The 20877-nt window shown below is 59.4% G+C and carries 19 protein-coding genes; 10 read left to right on the top strand and 9 right to left on the bottom strand.

Features of this window, described 5'->3' with window-relative positions:
- Positions 1-36: 36 nt before the first annotated feature.
- The gene (locus V0R37_RS08590; RefSeq protein ID WP_420374135.1) at positions 37-444 is read right to left on the bottom strand and encodes a cupin domain-containing protein; all 408 of its coding nucleotides are present in this window, start codon (positions 442-444) and stop codon (positions 37-39) included.
- 186 nt (positions 445-630) lie between these two features.
- On the bottom strand, positions 631-1959 hold the full coding sequence (locus V0R37_RS08585) for a PepSY-associated TM helix domain-containing protein (RefSeq protein ID WP_420374134.1): 1329 nt from the start codon (positions 1957-1959) through the stop codon (positions 631-633).
- 450 nt (positions 1960-2409) lie between these two features.
- Between V0R37_RS08585 and V0R37_RS08580 the strand changes: the two genes are divergently transcribed.
- The 7 genes from V0R37_RS08580 (at position 2410) to V0R37_RS08550 (ending at position 10120) form a co-directional block, all read left to right on the top strand.
- The gene (locus tag V0R37_RS08580; RefSeq protein ID WP_420374133.1) at positions 2410-4584 is read left to right on the top strand and encodes a TonB-dependent receptor; all 2175 of its coding nucleotides are present in this window, start codon (positions 2410-2412) and stop codon (positions 4582-4584) included.
- Between the two features lie 32 nt (positions 4585-4616).
- Complete coding sequence (locus V0R37_RS08575) at positions 4617-4916, top strand: DUF3649 domain-containing protein (protein WP_420374132.1); 300 nt, start codon at positions 4617-4619, stop codon at positions 4914-4916.
- Between the two features lie 47 nt (positions 4917-4963).
- Positions 4964-6523, top strand: coding sequence for a PepSY-associated TM helix domain-containing protein (locus V0R37_RS08570; protein WP_420374405.1), 1560 nt, complete (start codon positions 4964-4966; stop codon positions 6521-6523).
- Positions 6520-6792 (top strand): DUF3325 domain-containing protein, encoded by a 273-nt coding sequence (locus tag V0R37_RS08565; RefSeq protein ID WP_420374131.1) that lies wholly within the window; start codon positions 6520-6522, stop codon positions 6790-6792. Before V0R37_RS08570 ends, V0R37_RS08565 begins: the two co-directional genes overlap by 4 nt.
- 256 nt (positions 6793-7048) lie before the next feature.
- On the top strand, positions 7049-8080 hold the full coding sequence (locus tag V0R37_RS08560) for a uroporphyrinogen decarboxylase family protein (RefSeq protein WP_420374130.1): 1032 nt from the start codon (positions 7049-7051) through the stop codon (positions 8078-8080).
- A 38-nt stretch (positions 8081-8118) separates the two neighbouring features.
- Entirely contained in the window at positions 8119-9075 is a 957-nt protein-coding gene (locus V0R37_RS08555; RefSeq protein WP_420374129.1) for a Bug family tripartite tricarboxylate transporter substrate binding protein, read from the top strand.
- Positions 9076-9148: 73 nt separating this feature from the next.
- Complete coding sequence (locus tag V0R37_RS08550) at positions 9149-10120, top strand: Bug family tripartite tricarboxylate transporter substrate binding protein (protein ID WP_420374128.1); 972 nt, start codon at positions 9149-9151, stop codon at positions 10118-10120.
- A 7-nt stretch (positions 10121-10127) separates the two neighbouring features.
- Here V0R37_RS08550 and V0R37_RS08545 read toward each other — a convergent pair whose 3' ends face one another.
- Genes V0R37_RS08545 through V0R37_RS08535 form a run of 3 tightly spaced genes read right to left on the bottom strand, consistent with a single transcriptional unit; the run spans position 10128 to position 13938 of the window.
- Positions 10128-10469 carry a hypothetical protein gene (locus V0R37_RS08545; protein WP_420374127.1) on the bottom strand — a complete coding sequence of 114 codons (342 nt, stop codon included), beginning with the start codon at positions 10467-10469 and terminating at the stop codon, positions 10128-10130.
- A gap of 5 nt (positions 10470-10474) precedes the next feature.
- Positions 10475-13000 carry a cbb3-type cytochrome c oxidase subunit I gene (locus tag V0R37_RS08540; RefSeq protein WP_420374126.1) on the bottom strand — a complete coding sequence of 842 codons (2526 nt, stop codon included), beginning with the start codon at positions 12998-13000 and terminating at the stop codon, positions 10475-10477.
- A gap of 14 nt (positions 13001-13014) precedes the next feature.
- Complete coding sequence (locus tag V0R37_RS08535) at positions 13015-13938, bottom strand: cytochrome c oxidase subunit II (RefSeq protein WP_420374125.1); 924 nt, start codon at positions 13936-13938, stop codon at positions 13015-13017.
- A gap of 349 nt (positions 13939-14287) precedes the next feature.
- Between V0R37_RS08535 and V0R37_RS08530 the strand changes: the two genes are divergently transcribed.
- The 3 genes from V0R37_RS08530 to V0R37_RS08520 all read left to right on the top strand — a co-directional run bounded on the left by V0R37_RS08530 (position 14288) and on the right by V0R37_RS08520 (position 16907).
- The gene (locus tag V0R37_RS08530) at positions 14288-14689 is read left to right on the top strand and encodes a c-type cytochrome (RefSeq protein WP_420374124.1); all 402 of its coding nucleotides are present in this window, start codon (positions 14288-14290) and stop codon (positions 14687-14689) included.
- Between the two features lie 18 nt (positions 14690-14707).
- A complete protein-coding gene (locus V0R37_RS08525; RefSeq protein WP_420374123.1) occupies positions 14708-15571 on the top strand; it encodes a c-type cytochrome in 864 nt (287 codons plus the stop codon).
- A gap of 127 nt (positions 15572-15698) precedes the next feature.
- A complete protein-coding gene (locus V0R37_RS08520; protein WP_420374122.1) occupies positions 15699-16907 on the top strand; it encodes a M20 aminoacylase family protein in 1209 nt (402 codons plus the stop codon).
- 44 nt (positions 16908-16951) lie between these two features.
- On the opposite strand, the gene V0R37_RS08515 is transcribed toward V0R37_RS08520, so the two are convergent.
- The 4 genes from V0R37_RS08515 to V0R37_RS08500 all read right to left on the bottom strand — a co-directional run bounded on the left by V0R37_RS08515 (position 16952) and on the right by V0R37_RS08500 (position 20860).
- Positions 16952-17164, bottom strand: a complete 213-nt coding sequence (locus tag V0R37_RS08515) for a DUF3079 domain-containing protein (protein ID WP_420374121.1) — start codon at positions 17162-17164, stop codon at positions 16952-16954.
- A gap of 142 nt (positions 17165-17306) precedes the next feature.
- Positions 17307-17885, bottom strand: coding sequence for a MarR family winged helix-turn-helix transcriptional regulator (locus V0R37_RS08510; protein WP_420374120.1), 579 nt, complete (start codon positions 17883-17885; stop codon positions 17307-17309).
- A 51-nt stretch (positions 17886-17936) separates the two neighbouring features.
- The gene (locus V0R37_RS08505; protein ID WP_420374119.1) at positions 17937-19184 is read right to left on the bottom strand and encodes a Gfo/Idh/MocA family oxidoreductase; all 1248 of its coding nucleotides are present in this window, start codon (positions 19182-19184) and stop codon (positions 17937-17939) included.
- A complete protein-coding gene (locus V0R37_RS08500) occupies positions 19184-20860 on the bottom strand; it encodes an FAD-dependent monooxygenase (protein WP_420374118.1) in 1677 nt (558 codons plus the stop codon). Before V0R37_RS08500 ends, V0R37_RS08505 begins: the two co-directional genes overlap by 1 nt.
- Positions 20861-20877: the final 17 nt, after the last annotated feature.

Raw genomic sequence — 20877 nt, 5'->3', positions numbered from 1 at the left:
GGCTACGTGATTATGTTACATATTGTTTCTTCGGACTTAATGGTCCGGAATGAAAAACGGCATATCCCGCTCTTTCAGCAGCAAAACCAAAAATTTCGCCGGCTCGGTTTGGCTTGCATTGCGTCCGACGGTATGGATATCGTCCGGACCCTCATAAAAGCTTTGTCCCGGCGTCAATGTCACTTGCTTGCCGCCTTGCACCTGCATGACGATCGAGCCTTCCAGCACATAGACAAAGCTGTGCGCATTGTGGCGATGAACCGGATCCACGGCTCCCGGAGGGTAGTCCACCGTAATCATGAGTGCTTCCTTGCCGGGATAATCATTCAGCGGCTGGGTCATGACTTGTTTGACGATCGCCTCGGGCGGCGCCGCATGGGCAGCGCCCATTGACAGGCAGGCCGCCATGAGTAGGGGGAGAACGGCTGGTTTTAGATTGGACATAATGGAACCCCACAAAGATGAACCCGATTGCCCGGGTTCGGGAGTCAGTCGAATGACTGGCCATATGTCGTCATCGTAAGGAGTCGCGGCGGAGGGCGGTAGGTGTGCCGATGGACTCACCGCGTTGCTTGGCGCGCATCAAATGGCGTGCCCCACCCCGCCTTGATCTGATCCGCTTTGTACCGCTTAGCGCCGTCCCCATTTCCACGCTATCAGTGCGACCGGCACGGTAAGCGCTGCCCATGACAGCGCATCATGCCAGCCATCGCCCACCAGTGCGGCAATCAGTCCAACCAGTGTGACCAGCGCGATGATGGACGGAGCCTGCCACATTTGGCGCAGGGTGTTGTGCGCGCCCTTGCGGCTGCTTGCCGATTGGCGGGCAGCGCGCGGACTGGCCGTGGCTCGAGCTTCCTGGGCGGCGGTGTTGCGGCCACGGACCAGCCAAAGATATAGGCCGCTGCCCAACACGATGATGGTGATGATGTCCAGGGCCGCCCAGAGTATCTTCAAAGGCAGGCCGCCGTAGTCGCCGAAGTGCAGCGGTTCCGAAAGAAGCAGTGCGGTCATATACCACGGAGGAGGGCGGTTGTCCGTGACTTGCAGCGTTTGTGCATCCACCAGTACAGGCTTGAGCAGGCGCGATGTCAGCGGCTCGGTGCCGCGCATGAAGACGGCGTAGTGGTGCGGACTGGACAGCGCCGAGCCGGGAAAAGCCACAAAGCCCAATTGCATGTTGGGCTCAAGCCCTTGAGCCGCCCGGACTGCCTGTTCGAGCGAGCCGGGCTGCGTCACGGGCGGTTGGCCGGCATAGGGCGCAACCATCTCGGCCATCTGGTCGGATCGCCATGCGCTCACGATCAACTCCGCCCAGGTATTGATCATTCCCGTGGCGCCGACCGTAACGGCCCAAACTATGGTGACAATACCCAGCAGGTTGTGCAGATCCAGCCATTTCAGGCGCGGCGCGCGGTCGCGGCGAACCTCGCCAAAGCGCAGCCGCCGCATGAATGGCGCATAGAGCACCACGCCGGATACGATGGCCACCAGCAACAGCAGCGCCATCAGCCCCAGAAACAGCTTGCCGGGCAAGCCAAGAAACATGTCGGTATGCAGCTGCAGCATGAATGCCATGAAGCCGCTGCGCTGGGCCGAGGCATCCAGCACTTGGGCCGTGTAGTAATCCACAGTGACTGTGGCGTGGGCGCCTTCGCCTGCGACCGTGTCGGCAAGGTTTACGTACCAGAAGCCATCATCGGTAAAGTCGCCCACATACATGACGGCTTTGCCGGGAACCTGTGTTTGGGCCGCCGATAAGACGGCATCCAGATTGGCCATGGGCAGGCCGCTGGCAGCCGTGGTGGCTTGAACGCCATCGTCAAGCCAGTGCTCGATCTCATGTTCAAAGATTAAGGGCAGGCCGGTCAAACACAGCATCAGCATGAAGACCGTGCAAATCAGGCTGGTCCACTTGTGCACCCAGGACCAACCGCGCAGCGCCGCAGGAGACAACATGATCAGAACCCGCCCATGGCTAAATACATGAATTGGCATGCCGGAGCCAAGCCGATGGACGCCGCAAGGCGGAGGGAAGCGCTACAGGCCATGGGGGGTTCCTGGTCCGGAAGCCAGTATTCTGGCTTTGAGATTATTGATAATGATATTGAGAACGATTGCCATCAATGAGCTGTGAAATTATACACAGATCAAGCAGCGCATGAGCGGCACGTCAAGCAGCGGCCGTGTCCCCGGATGGCTCTCTGACGGTGAAGCAGACTTATCCCATTTACCAACACTAATGCAACTGATTCTTGTTCTGTTTCAATTATGTTGCTATAGTTACGCGTTTTCGTCATCCCCCAGACATTCCTTTCGTGATCAATCAAGCTGCGCGACGGCTAGCGAGCACGGACTGTTTCCGGATGCTTTCCCTTCCCTGGCTTGCTTTCTATAAAGAGTGATCACATGCCCCATCGCCCCTTGCTCCACACACCCTTGCTTCGCCACATGGCGGCGGCCGGCCTTTTAGTCGCATCGGGTGGAGCGATAGCGCAGACGGCGACGCCCGCCACTGAGTTGCCCGCGGTTACCGTTCAAGGCAATCGCGCAGACGGCTTGGAGCCCCCCTATGCCGGCGGGCAGGTGGCGCGGGGCGGAAGCCTGGGCCTGCTGGGAACGGGCGATGTCATGGATACTCCTTTCAGCACGGTCAACTACACATCGGAATTGATAGAGGATCAGCAGGCCAAGACGCTGGCTGATGTGGTGACCAAAGACGCCTCGGTGCGCACGACGACGTCCGCGGCAGGTTTCAGCGAGGACTTCATGATTCGCGGCTTTACCATCGGTTCGGGCGACACGGGCATGAATGGCCTTTATGGTCTGCTGTCCGCCAACCGCGTGCCGATCGAAATGGTGGAGCGTGTCGAGCTCCTGAAAGGACCGGGTACGCTGATGCGAGGCATTCCGCCTAACGGCGGCATTGGCGGCAGCATCAATGTCGTGACCAAACGAGCCCATGATGAACCGCTTACGCGGCTGACCACCACTTATACCAGTAAGGCCAACCTAGGCATGCATCTGGATGTAGGCCGCCGGTTCGGAGAGGACAACGCCTGGGGCGTACGTTTTAATGGTGTGTTGCGCGGTGGAGAGGCGTCCATCAATGACGGCAATCAGAAATTGGGATTAGGGGCGCTTGCCTTGGACTATCGGGGAGAACGCTTGCGTTGGTCGCTGGACGCAATCTACTCGGATGACAAGATGGACAATTTCCGTGGACAGATCGCCTTCCGACCCGATATCACGGAAATCCCGGCGGCTCCCGATGGACATATCACCTTCTATCCCGGCACCGAGCTGACGCAAAAGGATCGGACCATCGCCTCACGGCTCGAATATGACCTGACTGACAGTCTGACGGCTCATGTCGGCCTAGGCTACCGCGACAATACGGTGAAGCAGATTTTTCCAGCTAATACCAGTGGAGGCATCGATGCCAACGGCAATTTCGGTGTGGGCAATAATTACTACGACTCCTACTCTAAATCCTTGAGTGGTGATGTTGGCTTGCAGGCTCGTTTCGAGACGGGGAGCATCGGCCACTCAGTGACATTGGGCGCCACACGCTTGCATCAAGAGCTCGGTAACGGCTATTCCCAAGGCACTAGTACGGCGCCGTCGAATATCTATGATCCTTCGCCGCTGCCTGCGCTTCCGGCGATCCGTAAAGGAATGGAACGTTCCGGCGAAACTACGCTGGACAGCATCGCGATTGCCGATACCTTATCTTTTGCCGAGGATAGGGTGTTGCTTACTGTCGGTGCACGCAAGCAGACAGTGGAAACCGATAGCTACAGCACGGCTACCGGCGCCAAAACAGGGAGCTACAAGGCCAGCGCGGTCTCGCCCGTTGCAGGTATCGTGATCAAGCCGCTGAGCAACGTCTCGGTATACGGTAATTTCACCGAAGGGCTGACAGCAGGTTCCGTAGTGGGCCCCGCCTATGCAAATGCGGGCCAAATTCTCAAGCCCTACAAGTCCAAGCAGTATGAGGCGGGTGTCAAGGTGGACTGGGGCCGCGTGACAACGACGATGGCGGTCTATCAATTGGCAAGGCCCAGCGCTTTTGCTGACGGGCCTGCGGGTGTGCCGGATAGCCAGAAAGTCTATGATTATTCCGGCGAACAGCGCAACCGGGGGTTGGAACTCAGTGCCTATGGCGAGTTGCAACCCGGCCTGCGGATGATGGCCAGTGCGGCCTTTGTTCAAGGCAAATTGACAAAAACCCGGAACGGATTGAACGAGGGCAACACGGCGCCGGGTGTGCCCAGCAGAACATTTAATCTGGGACTGGACTGGGATACACCTTGGGTGCAAGGTCTGAGCTTGAATGGACGCGTTGCCTATACTTCATCTACGTACATCAGCGATGCCAATACGCTGAAGCTTCCCAGCATCACAACCCTTGGAGTAGGCGCCCGCTACCGCACCAAGGTAGCAGGTAAATCGGTCGTCCTGCGCGCCGACATCGATAATCTCACGGACAAGAGGTATTGGCTGGTCAGCACCGTCAGGGGTGCCTATGCAACCAACGCCGCAGGCCGCACGGTCATGCTGTCCGCCTCGATGGACTTCTAAGCAGCATAGCGGCAAGAGGCAAGGGCGGCTACATGGAGGCATTACTGCGCAGGACGCGCGATATCGCTCCGCTCATCTCCCGCATCGTAGCCGCCGTGTTCGGCGGCTACGCCTTGGCAGCGCTGACCAGCGTAGCCGCGCTGGTCCTGCCCATGAGCAAGCCGCAGGCGGTGTTGACCGGAATGCTGGCCAGCTTCATTATTTATGCCGGTGCCGTGATCTGGGTCTTTGCAGCCCGTAGCGCCCTGCGGGCCTGGGCGGGATTGATGGCCGCGGCCATGCCTCTCTTGGCGGCCGCTTGGCCAGTCTGGTTTCCAGGAAGCTATTTGTGAAGCAAGACGGCGCAGCACGCCGCGCAACGCCAAGCCTGCGCCAGAACATGTCCGGCTTGCACACATGGGTCGGCCTGCTGCTGGGATGGGTGCTTTACGCCATGTTCCTGACCGGCACGGTGGCCTACTTCAAGGATGAGCTTTCGCAATGGATGCGCCCGGAACTGGCGCAGCAAAGCCAAATACCCGACCCCGCATTGACCGCTCAACGCATCGCCGACGAGCTCGTGGCTATCGCGCCTGGCAGCTCGCAATGGAGCATGCGCCTGCCCGACGAGCGCAACAACAGCGTCTATGCGTTCTGGCGCACGCAAGGCGCGGGGCGCGGCGGTTTTGCCGAGGGCCATTTCGATCCCGCCACCGGCAAGGCCATCAGTGCGCGCGAGACCATGGGCGGCGATTTCTTCTACCGCTTTCACTTCCAGTTTCACTATATGCCTGTGCAGTGGGGCCGTTGGCTTGCGGGCCTGGCTGCGATGTTCATGCTGGTGGCTATCATCAGCGGCATCATCACCCACAAAAAAATCTTTGTCGATTTCTTCACCTTCCGCCGGGGGAAGGGGCAACGCTCCTGGCTGGATGCGCACAATGCGCTATCCGTATTCGGCCTGCCGTTTCATCTTATGATCACCTACACGGGCCTGGTGACATTGATGGCGCTGTACATGCCTTGGGGCCAGCAGGCGGCCATCCAGACTGCCGCCGAACGGCAGCAGCTTAGCTCGGAACTGAGCGCCTTCATCCGCCCGGGGAAAGCCAATGGAGAAGCGCATGCCCTGGCTTCCATCCAGGACATGGTGCAGCAGGCCCAGGCCCGTTGGGGACGCGACAATATCGGCAATGTCACCGTCACCCATCCCGGCGATACCGCCTCGCGCGTGAGCATCGCCCGGGGCGATTTCGGCAGAGTCTCAAAAAGCCCGCAGTATCTGCTCTTTGAAGGCAGTACCGGCAAGTTGCTTGAAGTCCGTGAGCAAGTGGGGCGGGCTGCCGAGACGCGGGGCGTGCTCTACGCTCTGCACCTGGGGCGTTTTAGCGATGTTGCGACGCGCTGGCTGTACTTCCTGGTCAGCTTGGCAGGCACGGCCATGGTGGGCAGCGGCCTGGTGCTGTGGACGGTAAAGCGAAGACAGAAACTGTCCGGCGCCGGCCGGCCCGGCTTTGGCCTGCGCCTTGTTGAGCGGCTGAATATCGCAAGCATTGCCGGCCTGTCCGTGGCCATGATTTCCTTCCTATGGGCCAACCGGCTGCTGCCGCAAGACCTGCCGGCAAGGGCGGCAAGCGAGATCCAGGTTTTCTTCATGGTGTGGGCGGCCGCCTTGATACATGCCGTGCTGCGTCCGTCCAGGGCGGCCTGGATTGAACAGCTCTGGCTGTCGGCGATCATGCTGGCGCTATTGCCTGTACTGAATGTCTTTACCACCTCTCGGCCGTTTTGGCACAGCCTGAGTCATGGCGATTGGGTATTCGCGGGTATGGACCTGATGTGCTGGGCGTTGGCGCTGCTGCATGCGAAGCTGGCTTGGCATACGGCCCGGCGTGCACCCGGAGCAAGGCCACGGTACCCCAAGCAAAGACAAGCGCCGGTTTCGTTGGGCGAATCATGAACCATCTGCTGTCCATCCTGTTGTGCCTGGCTGGTTTTGCCGCCCTGGCATGCGCCATGGAGCGCCAGCAACAAGACATTTTCGGCCGGCTCCTGTCCCGCCCGCTTACACATAAACTTCGCATGGTGGGCGCTTGCGCGCTCCTGGCGGCATTGGGGGTGGCGGTGATCGGGCAGGGTTGGGGCTTGGGGCTGGTCGTATACAGCGGCCACACCAGCTTGGCCGCCGGTGTTGTCTATTGCGTTCTGCTCCGGTGCTATGCAAGGTAGCCGCCTGAGGGCGAAAGGCCTGGATCGGGCGGTGTAAGGGCCGAACGCGGGTGAATCGCCAGTCTCTATTCCGTTCATGGTTTGCATGAGGGAAATTCACATTGACGCGAAATCCGCCTATAAATCAGGCTTGTCGAGGCGCAAGTTCCGGTTTTTGACAAAAACGCTCAAGATAGTGGGTATTATCGGCGCCACCTTATTTTTTCGGTGGGCATGCGGCACATAGGCCCGGCTCATCGTTTACTGGACTCGAATCATGCCCATACTTTTACCTACGACTCTGGTCGGCTCTTACGCGCAGCCCGACTGGCTGATTGATCGCGCCAAACTGGGTGGCCGTTTTCCGCCGCGCGTGCGGGCCAAGGAGCTTTGGCGCGTTGAGTCCGATTGGCTGGAGCAGGCTCAGGACGATGCAACGCTGCTTGCAATCCGGGCACAGGAAAACGCGGGCCTGGACGTGCTGACCGATGGAGAAATGCGCCGGGAAAGCTATTCCAACCGTTTTGCCACGGCCCTGGACGGCGTCGATATCGATAATCCCGGCGTAGCGCTCGATCGCAGCGGGCATCCGAATCCCGTGCCGCGCATCGTCGGGAAGATCCGGCGCAGGCATTCCGTACAGGTGCGCGATGTCGAATTTCTTCGCTCCAATACAAATCGCCAGATCAAGATCACAGTGCCGGGTCCCTTCACCATGACACAGCAGGCGCAGAACGATTTCTACAAGTCGGAAGAAGAGATGGCCCACGACTACGCCGCGGCCGTCAACGAGGAAATCAAGGATCTGTTTGCCGCTGGGGCCGATGTCGTCCAGATAGACGAGCCATACTTGCAGGCCAGGTCTGAAAAAGCACGCGACTATGGCGTGCGTACGCTGAATCGCGCCCTGGAAGGCGTCACCGGCACGACCGCGGTGCATATCTGCTTTGGCTATGCCGCCATCATCCATGAGCGTCCCGCCGGGTACTCTTTCCTGGCCGAACTGGAAGGCTGCCTGGCCAGCCAGATATCGGTGGAAACCGCCCAGTCCAATCTCGATTGCGCCATTCTGGAGAAACTGCCGTCCAAGACCATCATGCTCGGTGTCCTGGACTTGTCCACGCAAGACATCGAAACGCCTGAAATCGTGGCCCAGCGCATCCGCCGCGCCTTGCCTCATGTGCCGGCCGAGCGTCTGGTGATCGCGCCCGATTGCGGTCTGAAGTATCTGCCCCGGCATGTTGCCTACGACAAGATGAAGGCCATGGTCGATGGTGCGCGCATCGTTCGGGACGAGCTCTCACGCTGATGTTTCCCGCCATTGCACAACCCTATGGATTTCGCACCATGATCAAACTTCTTGTCATCGCACTGTCGGCCTTCTTCATGCAGGGCGCGGCAGCGCAAGACTTTCCGACGCGGCCTATAACGATTGTCGTGCCTGTGCCCCCCGGCGGTATCGTCGATATGGCGGCACGGCTGGCCAGCGAGCCCCTGACCCAGGCACTAAGTCAGACCGTCGTGGTCGATAATCGCGCCGGTGCAAGCGGAAATATTGCCTACGGTTATGTCGCGCAAGCTGCGCCCGACGGCTACACATTGTTGGCGTCGTACTCCATGTATCACGCCGGCAATCCGTCGCTATTTTCAGATTTACGCTGGAACGCCGAATCCTTCACGCCTGTCGCCATGCTGGCTGTGGCGCCGCATGTGGTGGTGGTTCATCCGTCCCTGCCCGTCCACACTTTGAAGGAGCTGGTTGAGTATGCCAAAGCCCATCCTGGCGAAATCAATTACGCCTCTCAAGGAAGCGGCTCGGTGCCGCACGTCGGCACTGAACTCCTTAAGCAGATGACGGCGATCGATATGGTGCATGTGCCTTACAAAGGTTCGGGGCCTGCCATTCAGGATGTGCTCTCGGGCCGAGTGCAATTGTTTATCACGACGCCGCCGTCCATCATTGGCCATATCCAGCAAGGGAAATTGCGCGCCATCGCTGTAGCCAGCGGATCGCGCCACCCCATGCTGCCGGATGTGCCGACCTCGGTTGAGCAGGGTTTCGCCAATTTCGAACTGGATGCCTGGGTATCGCTATTCGCGCCCGCCGGAACCCCCCCAGACGCAATCGAGCGGATCACCCGCGCCCTGGAGATCGGTTTGGCAAAGCCTGAAACCATTCAGAAAGCGCGTGCCGCCGGTATTGAGGCGCGCTATCAATCGCCCGATGCGCTAGGGAAAACCGTCAAGGCGGATACCGAACATTGGTCTGGGGTCATACGGTCGGCGGGTATTGTCGCCAACTAGGACTGGATTGCGGCTTGCATAGTATATTGTTGCGAAAACCAACACCGCTTGAAGAACCTTACCAGACCTGTATATGAAGAACCGCCTACCTTTTCCCAAGACCGTGCTGGCTTGCGCACTTATCGGCGCCGCCGGCATTGCGCACGCCGCCTATCCTGATCGCCCCATCACCATGGTCGTGCCTTTTCCGCCGGGGCAGGCGACCGATATCTTCGCCCGTGCCATAGCTGAAAAGCTTTCCGCCGAAGTGGGCCAGCCCGTCATCGTCGAGAACAAGGCCGGCGCCGGCAGCAATATCGGCATGCAGTTCGTGGCGCGTGCCAAGCCCGATGGCTACACCCTGGCTGTTGGCGGCAGCGCGGGCGCCGTCAATCAGACGCTCTACAGCAACCCGGGTTATTCGCTGAAATCCGACTTTGTGCCGGTGGGCGGCATCTTTACCGTGCCGCTGATTTTCCTGGCGAATCCGAAAAGCGGCATCACATCGCTGTCCCAACTGGTGGAGCAGGCGCGCGCCAAGCCCGACGATCTGGCCTATGCCAGCGCGGGCATAGGGGGCACCCAGCATTTGTCGGCGGAGATGTTCAAGGCCGAGGCCAAGATTGAACTGCGGCATATTCCCTACAAAGGCAGTGGTCCGGCGCAGGCTGATTTCCTGGGCAATCATGTACCGCTGATGGTCGACTCGGTTACCGCCGCTCTTCCCCATGTGCAGTCCAAGGCGGCCAATCCGCTGGCCGTGACCACGCGTGAGCGTGTGCCGCAACTGCCGCAGGTGCCTACCGTGGCCGAGTCGGGTTATCCAGGTTTCGAGGCCGTAGGCTGGGCGGCCGTTTTCGCTCCCAGTGAAACCCCTGCCGAGGTCGTGAAATACCTGAACGAGAAAATCAACGGGATTCTCAAATCGCCCGCGGCGGCAAAGACGCTGACGGATCGTGGAGCCCAACCGTTGATCTATACGCCCGAAGAGGGCAAGCAGTTCATCGACACCGAAATCGCCAAATGGGGCAGGGCCGTCAAGCAATCCGGCGCATCGGTCGATTGATCCTTTTCTAAGCGCAAGCCGGCACCAGCAGCACGGGCATCGTCTCCCAGATGATTGCGACGGCCGATAGCAGGCTTAGCGCGCCGGCCAGCCACAGGATGAACCCATTGTCGGCGCTTCGCGGCCTGCGCGAATACTGGCGTAGAAATATGGCGGCCATTGCAAGCAGCGCCAGCAGGCTGGCCGCGACGATGATCCACAGCGGCGCCTGCGCATCCATCCCTGTGCCCCGCAGCGCCGGCCGTGCACAGTTCACGCCGTTGACGGCATAGATGAACAAGAAATGCACAGCCCAGATAAGCGGGCCGGCAAGCATGAACAAGAATGTGCGCGAGAAGTTTCCTGTCATGGCGTTTACCCCAGAATGCGCGGGAAACCATGGAGCGCGCCAAGGCCAAGCAGGCCTTGAGCCACCGTGTAATGCCAGAAGATCATCGTGCTGTCGAAGCAGGCGCGTCGGTCGGCCGCCAGTCTTCCAGCCATGGATCGGGCCACTGTAAAAACACCCATCAAGCATAGCGCAGCCACGAACACGCCTTGAAGGCCGATCATGGCATAGACGGCGGCGGCATAGCCGCTATCTTGCGGCCGCAGGCCGGTCTGCCATTGGCCGCAAGCCTCCAGGATTATCGCCGCCGTGATCATCAGCATGGCGGATGGTAACGCCCATCCCAACAGTCCCTGCTTGTCCCGCGCCAGGGCGCGGCTGCACCATGGCAGCAATGCACTGCTGGCAAGCAGCAGGCAGGCCGATATCAGTGGCGCGGCCAAGGACGGAAGCTTCGCCACAGGCGGCCAGACCTCTGGAGACGTGAGCCACAGGAACAGGTAGGCGAACAGCAGCGAGCCGAAGATGCTCGCGCAGACCATGAGCAGAATGATCATCGCCCACCAGGAATGGGAAGCGCTGCCGCGGCACGAGACCGGCAGGCGTAGGCCGCCGCCGATGTCGACGGGAGGATGGATGGGGCCAGTGTCCGCGTCCCACAGCCAGCGCCATATCATCGCCACGGCCAGAATTCCGCAAGCCCCCGCAAGAATCTCAAGCTTGAAGGTAAGCAGCAGGAAGAAGCCGGCGGTGCCCAGCGCCGCAAGCAAAGGCGACCATCCAGGACCGGGAAGTTCCAGCACATACTGGGGGCTGGCCTCGATGGGGCTGGTCACCAGCGTCGAGCGCCGACCGGTCGGCGCGTTTGGCAGATAGTAGCGTCCCGCGTCCACGTCTTCGGCTAGCCCGGCCTGGTCCCACAGTGGTTCGCGGCTCGTCACGAATGGAATGCTGCGTGTACCGTAAGGACCGCTAGGCAGCCACTCCAAGGTGCCGGCGCCCCAGATATTGCCGGCATTGGATTCGCTAACCGGCCGAAAATTGCGCGCCAGGTCTATCAGGAATGCCAGGACTCCGGCAGCGATCATATAGGCTCCCACGGTGGACATCATGTTAAGAATCCCCCAGCCTTGGCTGTCGGCATAGGTATAGACCCGTCGCGGCATGCCGGCCAGGCCGGTGAAATGCATGGGGAAGAAGCCGGCATTGAAGCCGATGAACATCAGCCAGAACGCCCAGCGGCCAAGCTTGTCGGAAAGGGCGCGCGCGCTGACAAATGGCGCCCAGTAGTAGAAGGCGGCGAATAGCGGAAACACCATGCCGCCGAACAGCACATAATGAAGATGGGCGACGATGAAGTAGCTGTCATGCGCCTGCAGGTCGAAGGGAATAACCGCCACCATGACGCCGGTAAGCCCGCCCAGCACGAAAATGAAGAAGAAACCCAGGATGAACAGCATGGGCAGCTTGAAGGGGCGCAATCGCACAGCGGCGGCAATGGTGGCGATCCAGGCGAATACCTGTATGCCGGTTGGGACCGATACCGCCATGCTGGCGGCCGATGCAAAGCTTAGCGAAAGCTGGGGGATGCCGGTGGCGAACATGTGATGTACCCACAGGCCGAAGCTCAGAAAACCCGTGGCGACGACCGCCAGCACGACGAGCCGATAGCCTATCAACGGCGTACCGCTCATGGCCGGGACGATCATCGATACCATGCCGGCCGCCGGAAGAAAAATAATGTAGACCTCGGGGTGGCCAAAGAACCAGAAAAGGTGCTGCCACAATAGCGGATCGCCGCCTCTCTGGGCGATAAAGAACGGCATGTCGAAGGCTCGCTCCAGCTCCAGCAGCGCGGTGCCGACGATGACAGCGGGGAAGGCGATGATCACCATACCGGAGAACACCAGCATTACCCACGCGAAAATGGGCATCTTATCCAGCGCCATGCCGGGCGCACGCGTACGCAGTATGCCGATGGCAAGCTCGATGGCGCCGGCGATCGCCGATATCTCGATGAAGCCGATGCCAAGCAGCCAAAGATCTGCATTGAGTTCAGGCGAATAGGTGGAGCTGCTAAGCGGCGGATACATGAACCAGCCGCCATCCGGCGCCAACCCGGCGAAGATGCTGCAAAAGAATATGATGCCGCCCACGGCATAGGCCCAGTAGGCGTAGGCGGATAGACGGGGGAAGGGCAAATCGCGCGCGCCCAACATATTCGGCAGCAGCAGGACAGCCATCGCTTCGACCGCCGGCACGGCGAACAGGAACATCATCACCGTGCCGTGCATGGTGAACAACTGGTTGTACAGGTCGTGCCCGATCAAATCATTGTCGGGCACAGCCAGTTGAGTGCGCATCAGCAGCGCCAGCACGCCGGCGAGCAGGAAGAAGAGCACGGCGGTACCGATATAAAGCAGTCCGACATGGTTGTTGTTGACGACGGTGACGGCACGCCAGCCCCTGGGACGTTGCCAGATGCGCCGCATTTGCTCCAGCTCCCCTTCCGGTCTAGGCAGGGGGTTGGGCGGCATGGTGGTTCCAGTCATCGGTTTTCCCGGCATCATTCAAGGCTTTCCAGGTATTGCGCCAGGGCGCGCAGATCTTGGCCGGATAGATGCTTGAAGGACGGCATCTGGTTGCCCGGCTTGATGTGCTGGCTGTCGGCTATCCAGCCGGCCAATGTGCCGATGTTGTTGGGCAGTACTCCCGCCGCGACCGAGCGGCGGCTACCGATATGCGTAAGATCGGGACCCAGCGTGCCGGCCGCCCGGGTGCCGCGGATGGTGTGGCACTGCGCGCAAGCCTGCATGAAAAGCCGCCTGCCCGGGTACAGGCTGGCGCTGGCCGGTTCCCGCGCCGGTTGACGCTGCGCCGTCATCCATCGCTGGAAGCCGGCCGGAGAAAGCGCCTGCACGTCGAACATCATCTTCGCATGCTGGGCTCCGCAATATTCCGCGCATTGCCCTCGGAACAGGCCTGCTTCGCTGGCCTGGACGCGCAGGCGGTTGACATGGCCAGGAATCATGTCCAGCTTGCCCGCCAGCCTGGGTACCCAGAAGCTGTGGATCACATTATCCGACCGAAGCACAAACTCCACGGGCAGCCCGTATGGAATGCGGATGTCGTTAGCCGTCTCGAAGAGCAACTGGCCGTCGGCATCCAGGTATTGGACCCGCCACCACCACATTTCGCCGATGACCGCAATGCGGACCGCGGGTGGCTCGTCGGCTCCAATCAGCGATGAAGCCGCCTTCAAATTGTAGGCAAGCAATGCGCTCAGGACGGCCACTGGAAAAGCAAGGCCTGCCGCCACGACCAGCGAGCGCCTGCCCAGGCGCCTTTTGGCTCGCGGCGTGCCGTATAGCACCAGCGTCAGCAAGATCATGACAAGAAGAAAGATGATCCCCGCCCCGATAAACATTACCCAACTGATTTCCGCAATGCGGCCGGCGCCCTCTCCATTGGGGTGGAGAACCGATTGCATGCCGGCCGATACCTGAATCGGCAATAGGGCGAGCAGTACGGTCGGGCGCGAGTGGAGCATGGAGGCGGGCTATTGGCGTTATCGAAGAAGCGCGGCTTACGGCGTGCCGGCGCGGCGCTGGCTTTGCATACAGCACATGCCGTACCGAGCCCGCTCCGCTGCGTCCGTCCAATGGAACGGCATCGCTGCGGCCGGCCTGATGCCGCCTCTCGGTATGTTTTGGGCTTGTTTTGAAAAATTTACACGCACTCCGGACGTCGCTCAGGTGTAAGGTGGTCGAACCTTGTAATCCGCCCCTGGCAAAGTAGTTGCTGTGTTGGCTTGGATCCATGAATAGTGAAATGCGCAGATGCCCAGTCCGATCGCCCGCCGAGCAGCGATGTTGCTCGGGATGATTGTCCTCTTGCTGCTGACAGGCTGTGGAGAGAAGCGTCCGCCACTATCGCCACGGGGGCAAGCCAGCCAGTTGGGCGCCGACGTGATGCGCGGCCGGCAGCTTATCGCCGACTATGGCTGCGTTGCCTGTCACACCATAGAAGGAGTCAAGGGGCCCGTATCCAGGGTTGGTCCGCCGTTGAAAGACATGGCATTACGCGCCTATGTGGGCGGCGTGTTGCCAAATACGCCCGAAAACCTGGTGCGATGGCTGCTCGATCCTCCGGCGGTGGATCCGCGTACCGCCATGCCCGATATGGGGATGAGCGTAGCGGACGCGAAGGACATCGCCGCCTATCTGCTTACCCTGCATTGACGCCACGGACGCATCAAGATGACGACATGGAAACGCATTGCCGGCATCACTCTCGCAATATCGGCGGCCACCGCCGCACTGCTGGGAGGCGCTGTTGTGTACACCGGTTTGTATGACGTCAGCGCGACGAGCCAGCACACGGCGTTTGTTTACCATCTGCTCGAAACGTCATTGCGGCGCTCGGTCAAGCTGCGGACTTCAGGCACGGAGGCGCCGGCCCTGGAAGACCCGGCTCGCATGGTCAACGGCTTCAGGCATTTCCGTGCGCATTGCGTGCAGTGCCACGGCGCTCCCGGCGTCGCGCCGCAGCCTTTCGCGTTGGGCCTGACCCCCGCGCCCGCATCGCTGGTCGAGGCAGCCCGGCAATGGTCGGCCGCCGAGACCTACTGGATAATCCGCAATGGCATCAAGATGAGCGGCATGCCGGCATGGCAATACCGGATGAGCGACCAAGAGATATGGGACGTCGTGGCCTTCATGAAAATCTTGCCCGCTTTATCTCCGGCGGACTACAAAAGCTGGGACAGCCGGCATGCGCCCATGCCCGCTCAAAAAGCCGAGGCATCGACGGATGCGTCGCAAGAGCCGCGTCTGGGCGATGCCGTAGCCGGTCAAAAGGCGCTGCAGCAGTATCTGTGCGCCACATGCCATGTGATTCCCGGCATCGTGGGTGCAAATCGCCATGTGGGTCCGCCGCTGGCCGGGATCGCCGACAGGCAGTACATTGCCGGCGTGCTTCCCAACACCCCGACCAACATGGTGCGCTGGCTTCGCGACCCCGCGAAGGTCGACCCATTGTCGGCCATGCCCGATTTGGGCCTCAGCGAACAGGACGCGCGGGACATCGCCGCCTTCCTGCATACCTTGCGGGATGGCGAATAGCACGGCGTATGGCCATGGAGGCTAGGGGTGCGCACAGCGCTTGGCCGGTATTATTATTAGCACTATTGTTCAAGACTTCAGCTGTCTGACGGCGCACGATCGCTGCACATAACAGGAACCAGCCATCATGAGACTAGTGGAACCCATACTTGAGTGGCAGGACGAGATCATTGCCATTCGCCGCGACATCCATGCGCACCCCGAGCTTGCCTACCAGGAAAACCGCAGCTCCGATCTTGTGGCCAGGCAGTTGGAATCATGGGGCGTGCAGGTGCATCGCGGCCTGGGCATTACGGGGGTGGTGGGTGTTATCCACGGCAAAACGTCCAACGGAAGGTCTATCGGCCTGCGCGCCGACATGGATGCCTTGCCCATCCAGGAACTGAACACTTTCGAGCATGCCAGCAAGCATCCCGGAAAAATGCACGCCTGCGGCCACGACGGCCACACGGCCATGCTGCTGGCGGCATCGCGCTATCTTGCACAGCATCGCGATTTCGACGGCACGGTGTATGTCATATTCCAGCCGGCCGAAGAGGGCCAGCTTGGCGCCAAGAAAATGATCGAGGACGGCCTGTTCAACCGGTTTCCCGCCGAAGCCGTTTTCGGCATGCATAACTGGCCGGGTCTGGAGGCGGGCAAGTTCGGGGTTTGCGCCGGCCCCATCATGGCGTCCAGCAATTACTTCACGATAACCATCGCCGGCAAGGGGGCGCACGCGGCCATGCCTCATTTGGGTTGCGACCCCATCATGGCGGCCACCCATCTGGCCCAGGCCCTGCAAACCATTGTGACCCGCAACCGCAATCCCTACGACCCGGCTGTGCTCAGCATTACTCAGATTCATGCCGGCTCGGCCGACAATGCCATCCCGGACAGCGCCCAGTTGCGCGGCACGGTACGCGCCTTTACGGCCCAGACGGTGGACTTGATCGACAAGCGCATAGGCGAGCTGGCGCAGCGCATCAGCGAGGGATTCGGCTGTACGGCTGAATACGTTTTCGATCGGAAGTATCCCCCCACCTACAACCATCCCGACGAAACCGCCTTCAGCGCCCAGGTCCTTGAAGATCTGGTCGGGGCCGGTAATGTGGATGCCAATGTGCAGCCTTCGATGGCGGGCGAGGATTTCGCCCTGATGCTCCAGGAGCGGCCAGGCTGCTATATCTGGATAGGCAACGGGCATGGCGACCATCGTATTCCGGGCCATGGCGAAGGCCCCTGCATGCTGCATAACGCCGCCTACGACTTCAATGACGAATTGATCCCCCTGGGTGCCAGCTACTGGATCAGGCTGGCCCAGGGCTGGCTGTCCCGCCCTTATAACGACAGGTAACGGAAAGATAATTATTTAGTCGTTCGTATTTGAGCCTGTTCTGGTTACGCTGTTTTTTGGCCCGGCCGACCTGGCGGCGGTTCGAAGTCCAGGCTCCAATCTCCGAACTCGTACCAGTCTTCGCCCATCGATTCCGATGGGTGCTGGCTGCGGCTGGAACCATTGCCGCACAGCATGGAGTCGGCGGGACAGTATTTATCGCAGCCCCAGCAGACGCGCTCGGGATGCTTGGGATTCAGTGGAAATTTCTTGGCCATGTCTGGGCCTCAATGCAGTATTGAGTTCTAGGGGTATACCCGAGCATGCTACTCGGGTACGTCTTAGAAAAACATGACGGATATCAAGGGAATCGGCGATGTTGCGCTAATCCTGGATTGTGACGTGGTTCAAATCTTAATGTTAGTCGTCTGCGGCGCCCGCTGTATTAATCAGGTCGGACAGATCTCGCGTAGAGGGTTGATGGCGTTTATTCTGGAGTGATTCCTGTTCGTCCTGAGCAAGATTTTCGATTAAAGCGAGCAGCGTTTTACGGGTTGTCTGGATGGCGGACTCAGACACGCCTTTAACCGCGATGTTGTTTACTTCTTCTGCAATCGGAACCAGGACTTTTTTCAGGGCACGCCCTTTGGGCGTTAAATAAATATGGATGTTTTTATTATTGGTCGGAAGCTTGCGTCGAGAAATATATCCCAGCTTCTCCATTGCGCGAAGAGCTGAATGTGTTGTGGGATCCATCAAGCCGGCCTCTTCGCTTAACTGACGCTGCGTCAAGCCATCGTTTTCCCAAAGTATACGCAGGAAGGTCCAATGGCCGAACGATACGGAGTGTTCCATGAGGCGCATCTGAAGGGCTCGCGACACTCCTCGCATGGCATCTTTGATTAGGTGGGCAAGCCGGTCGTTAGGCACGGCTTCACGCCAATGACGCAGCACCGCGTGAGATGACCCATATTGAGCTTCAAACTTTGATTTAGGCATGGAAGCGCTGTTCGATTAGAGATGATCGAACGGTTATACCACCACTTATGCTTAGGTTGCATTGATCTGGTACAAAAGTGGGATTTCTCGATTTTCACGGCTGGATTGCAGTATTGCCAAGCAAATTTCCAAGTTGGCCGTACCCCATTCGCCAGAGTGTATGGGTTTTTTTTCTTCGATAACGGCAGCGTAGAGTTCGTCGATGACTTCGCGTCTTGGCACAGCCGGATCTTCAAGTTGATCGAAGCGTACGCCTTCGTCATCATATATTGCGATTCCGCGAGGCCCTGGACGGAGGTCGGCGCGGTCGCAAGAGGCAATCAGAAGGCCGAAATGCTCATGGTGCACCTTTGGAGTATTGCTGGAGGATGCGAAGTTGGGTTCTATGTACTTCGGTCCACCGTAGCCCCGATCCCGCTTCAAAGTATCTTCTTCGCCAGGAGCCATGCTATTCAATAGTCGTCTCGCGGCACCGTAGCTGCGTTGATCTTTACGCTTCCCCGTCTCGCCGACCCAGCCGCAAAACTCATCGCTGTCAAAATGGGCGTTGCCGCTGTAGACCATAGATGCAGCGGCGCCATCTTCAAATGTGAGCAGCGCTGAATAGGCTGATTCGGCCGCCCGCTGCGGATCCCAGACTCCAGAATAGGCCCGGACGCTTGCTGCCCGTCCTCCGGCGATAGTTCGTACTACGTCTATTTGATGCGATCCTTGGCTGAATATCACTCCGCCGCCTAGCTGCGTTTGCAGTTCTTCGCGACGGCGAGGACGATAAAGAAAGTCGGTGTAATTCAATGCCGAGATCATGCGCAACCGTCCGAAGGCACCGCTTTGAATCAGTTGCCGGGTTCTGCTAACGGGCGTATCGAAACCATGGCTATGTCCGACGATTAAGCATACGCCAGCTGCGTTTGCCGCGTCGGTCATGGCGCGGCAATCATCCAAGGTCAACGCCATCGGTTTCTCGACTAGCATGTGTCTGCCATATCGAGCCGCTATCTGAACCTGTTCCCGATGGAATTGGTGCGGGGAGGCAATATAGACAGCATCGACATCGGCATCGGCGCAAAGCGCTTCAAACGACTCATATGAGTGCGCACCGAAATCCTGTACAAAGCGTTGGCGAGCCTCGGCACGCGGATCCATACCCGCTACTACATTAATATCAGGATGCAAGGCCAAGGTGGGCTGCATTACAAGAAAGCCGCGGCCCATCCCTGCGACGCCAAGCTTCAGTTTTCGCCGGGGCTCTTCTATTTTCTTGGTGGAAGCTGCATGCGACGGAGAATCGGCGTCCACTAGCTTGCTCCAGTTACCGTATCCAGCAAGGCCTCGGCGTCTTCGGGCACCGTGTCGCCGCGCCAGCAGATATGCTGATCGGGACGTATGAGCGCTTTACCCACACCGTACATTTCCAGAGCTTGGCTATTGTCGATATGCAGCACTTTTAGTGGTATGCCGCGTGCTTTTGCCGCCCGCTGCAAAGCATCCACATCGGACCCCACGTTGTTCAGGCAAAGCAGCGTAAAGCCTATTCCCAAGTGGTCGTATAGCGAACCCCCTTCTTCTCGGCCTCTATCCAGCCAAAAGTGCGGGGCGCGGCCGCCTGGAACGCTGGTCGGTACATAATTGGCTAAGTCGTCATCGGGTGTGCGCCCGTCTTGGACAATGATGGGCGAGCTGTCGTAGCGCGCGCCTAGCTGCACACCCAGCGAGGCATATTCTTCGCCGAAGGTGGACAGGAAGGCTCCTGTTTCAATTCGCGCATGCGCACCTTCGGGACTATCGTGATCCAGTTCCGGCGGTACCGGCACCAAACCGACATTTCTTGCCAGTTCGCGTGCTGCCGCCGTGTTGCGCTGTGCGATCGGCTTGCGCTCCAGCTCGTAGGAGGCAAGCAAATTCTTGCCTCCCCATCCTTGAACGGCTGCCGCAAGCTTCCAGGCAAGATTGGCTGCATCATCGGCGCCCGTGTTCATTCCGAAGCCGCCTGTCGGCGTGAACAGATGCACGGCATCGCCCGCCAATAGGATACGGCCTTGCGCGAATTTTTCAGCGACAAGTGCGACGCCAGCGGTCCATTTCGCATGCGCAAGCACTTGAACGGGAAGATCGGTCCCGGTGCATTGCCGCAATATCGCGACAATGGCGGTTTCATCGATGGCCGAATCAGGCGTTTCGTCGCGGGTCCACAATAAGAACTCATCGTCGCCATTCAATGGAACCAAGGCTGTGCGCAGTGTTGGATTGACAATCCAATATTGCCAGGCCCGCTTCCCGTGCAGATGGTCGCGGTAGAGCGTGGGCGCGCGCAAATAGGTGGATACCATACGCCCCCCAAAGAAAGCCTGGCGCAGATTGTCAAAGCCTTCATAGGAGACTCCCAGTACGCCTCGCGTAAAGCTGCGTCCTCCGTCGCAGCCGACAAGGTAGGATGCTTTCCAGGTAGATTGAGCTTCTGTGGAGACGTCGATTGCATTAACGCGGACTCCATCGCATTCTTCTTGCATCCCTATGACTTTCATGCCGAACTTCAGGGTTATGCGAGGCCTTTTGGCTGCCTCCTCCAGAAGGACTTGTTCTACGTACATCTGGTTGGCTCGATGTATCGGTTCGGGAACTTGATCCAGCGGATTCGAAGCGGCTACGCTTAGACGTTTTTCTGTTTCGGAAGGCATAGGTAGCCTTGCCAGCTCCCATTCGTTGAAGCGGGTAAAGTATGCAACATCGGTAGGGTGATCTAGGGGTAGCCCAAGTTCCCGTATGCGTTTGGCGAAACCTAGGCGGCGATAATGCTCCATGGTGCGCGAGTTATGAGTGCTTCCCTTGGGGTGCATCCGCGCCGATGACTCCGTATTGAAGACTGTGCAGTTGACTCCGTGCCGGTCGAGAAACATTGCCAGCAGCAGACCCACGGGTCCGCCGCCGACAATTGCCACAGAGGTTTTTTGTGCGTGATCCGCAGGAATGTTCAAGCCGTTGCTCCGTCAGA

The organism is Pollutimonas rozaliensis (genome assembly GCF_048751585.1).
GTDB lineage: Bacteria > Pseudomonadota > Gammaproteobacteria > Burkholderiales > Burkholderiaceae_B.
This window is presented reverse-complemented; position numbering and strand designations above follow the sequence as displayed.

Excerpts from the sequence above, each read along its gene's own strand:
- V0R37_RS08590 (WP_420374135.1), bottom strand. The coding sequence starts at position 444 with ATGTCCAATCTAAAACCAGCCGTTCTCCCCCTACTCATGGCGGCCTGC.
- V0R37_RS08585 (WP_420374134.1), bottom strand. The coding sequence starts at position 1,959 with ATGTTGTCTCCTGCGGCGCTGCGCGGTTGGTCCTGGGTGCACAAGTGG.
- V0R37_RS08580 (WP_420374133.1), top strand. The coding sequence starts at position 2,410 with ATGCCCCATCGCCCCTTGCTCCACACACCCTTGCTTCGCCACATGGCG.
- V0R37_RS08575 (WP_420374132.1), top strand. The coding sequence starts at position 4,617 with ATGGAGGCATTACTGCGCAGGACGCGCGATATCGCTCCGCTCATCTCC.
- V0R37_RS08570 (WP_420374405.1), top strand. The coding sequence starts at position 4,964 with ATGTCCGGCTTGCACACATGGGTCGGCCTGCTGCTGGGATGGGTGCTT.
- V0R37_RS08565 (WP_420374131.1), top strand. The coding sequence starts at position 6,520 with ATGAACCATCTGCTGTCCATCCTGTTGTGCCTGGCTGGTTTTGCCGCC.
- V0R37_RS08560 (WP_420374130.1), top strand. The coding sequence starts at position 7,049 with ATGCCCATACTTTTACCTACGACTCTGGTCGGCTCTTACGCGCAGCCC.
- V0R37_RS08555 (WP_420374129.1), top strand. The coding sequence starts at position 8,119 with ATGATCAAACTTCTTGTCATCGCACTGTCGGCCTTCTTCATGCAGGGC.
- V0R37_RS08550 (WP_420374128.1), top strand. The coding sequence starts at position 9,149 with ATGAAGAACCGCCTACCTTTTCCCAAGACCGTGCTGGCTTGCGCACTT.
- V0R37_RS08545 (WP_420374127.1), bottom strand. The coding sequence starts at position 10,469 with ATGACAGGAAACTTCTCGCGCACATTCTTGTTCATGCTTGCCGGCCCG.
- V0R37_RS08540 (WP_420374126.1), bottom strand. The coding sequence starts at position 13,000 with ATGACTGGAACCACCATGCCGCCCAACCCCCTGCCTAGACCGGAAGGG.
- V0R37_RS08535 (WP_420374125.1), bottom strand. The coding sequence starts at position 13,938 with ATGCAATCGGTTCTCCACCCCAATGGAGAGGGCGCCGGCCGCATTGCG.
- V0R37_RS08530 (WP_420374124.1), top strand. The coding sequence starts at position 14,288 with ATGCCCAGTCCGATCGCCCGCCGAGCAGCGATGTTGCTCGGGATGATT.
- V0R37_RS08525 (WP_420374123.1), top strand. The coding sequence starts at position 14,708 with ATGACGACATGGAAACGCATTGCCGGCATCACTCTCGCAATATCGGCG.
- V0R37_RS08520 (WP_420374122.1), top strand. The coding sequence starts at position 15,699 with ATGAGACTAGTGGAACCCATACTTGAGTGGCAGGACGAGATCATTGCC.
- V0R37_RS08515 (WP_420374121.1), bottom strand. The coding sequence starts at position 17,164 with ATGGCCAAGAAATTTCCACTGAATCCCAAGCATCCCGAGCGCGTCTGC.
- V0R37_RS08510 (WP_420374120.1), bottom strand. The coding sequence starts at position 17,885 with ATGCCTAAATCAAAGTTTGAAGCTCAATATGGGTCATCTCACGCGGTG.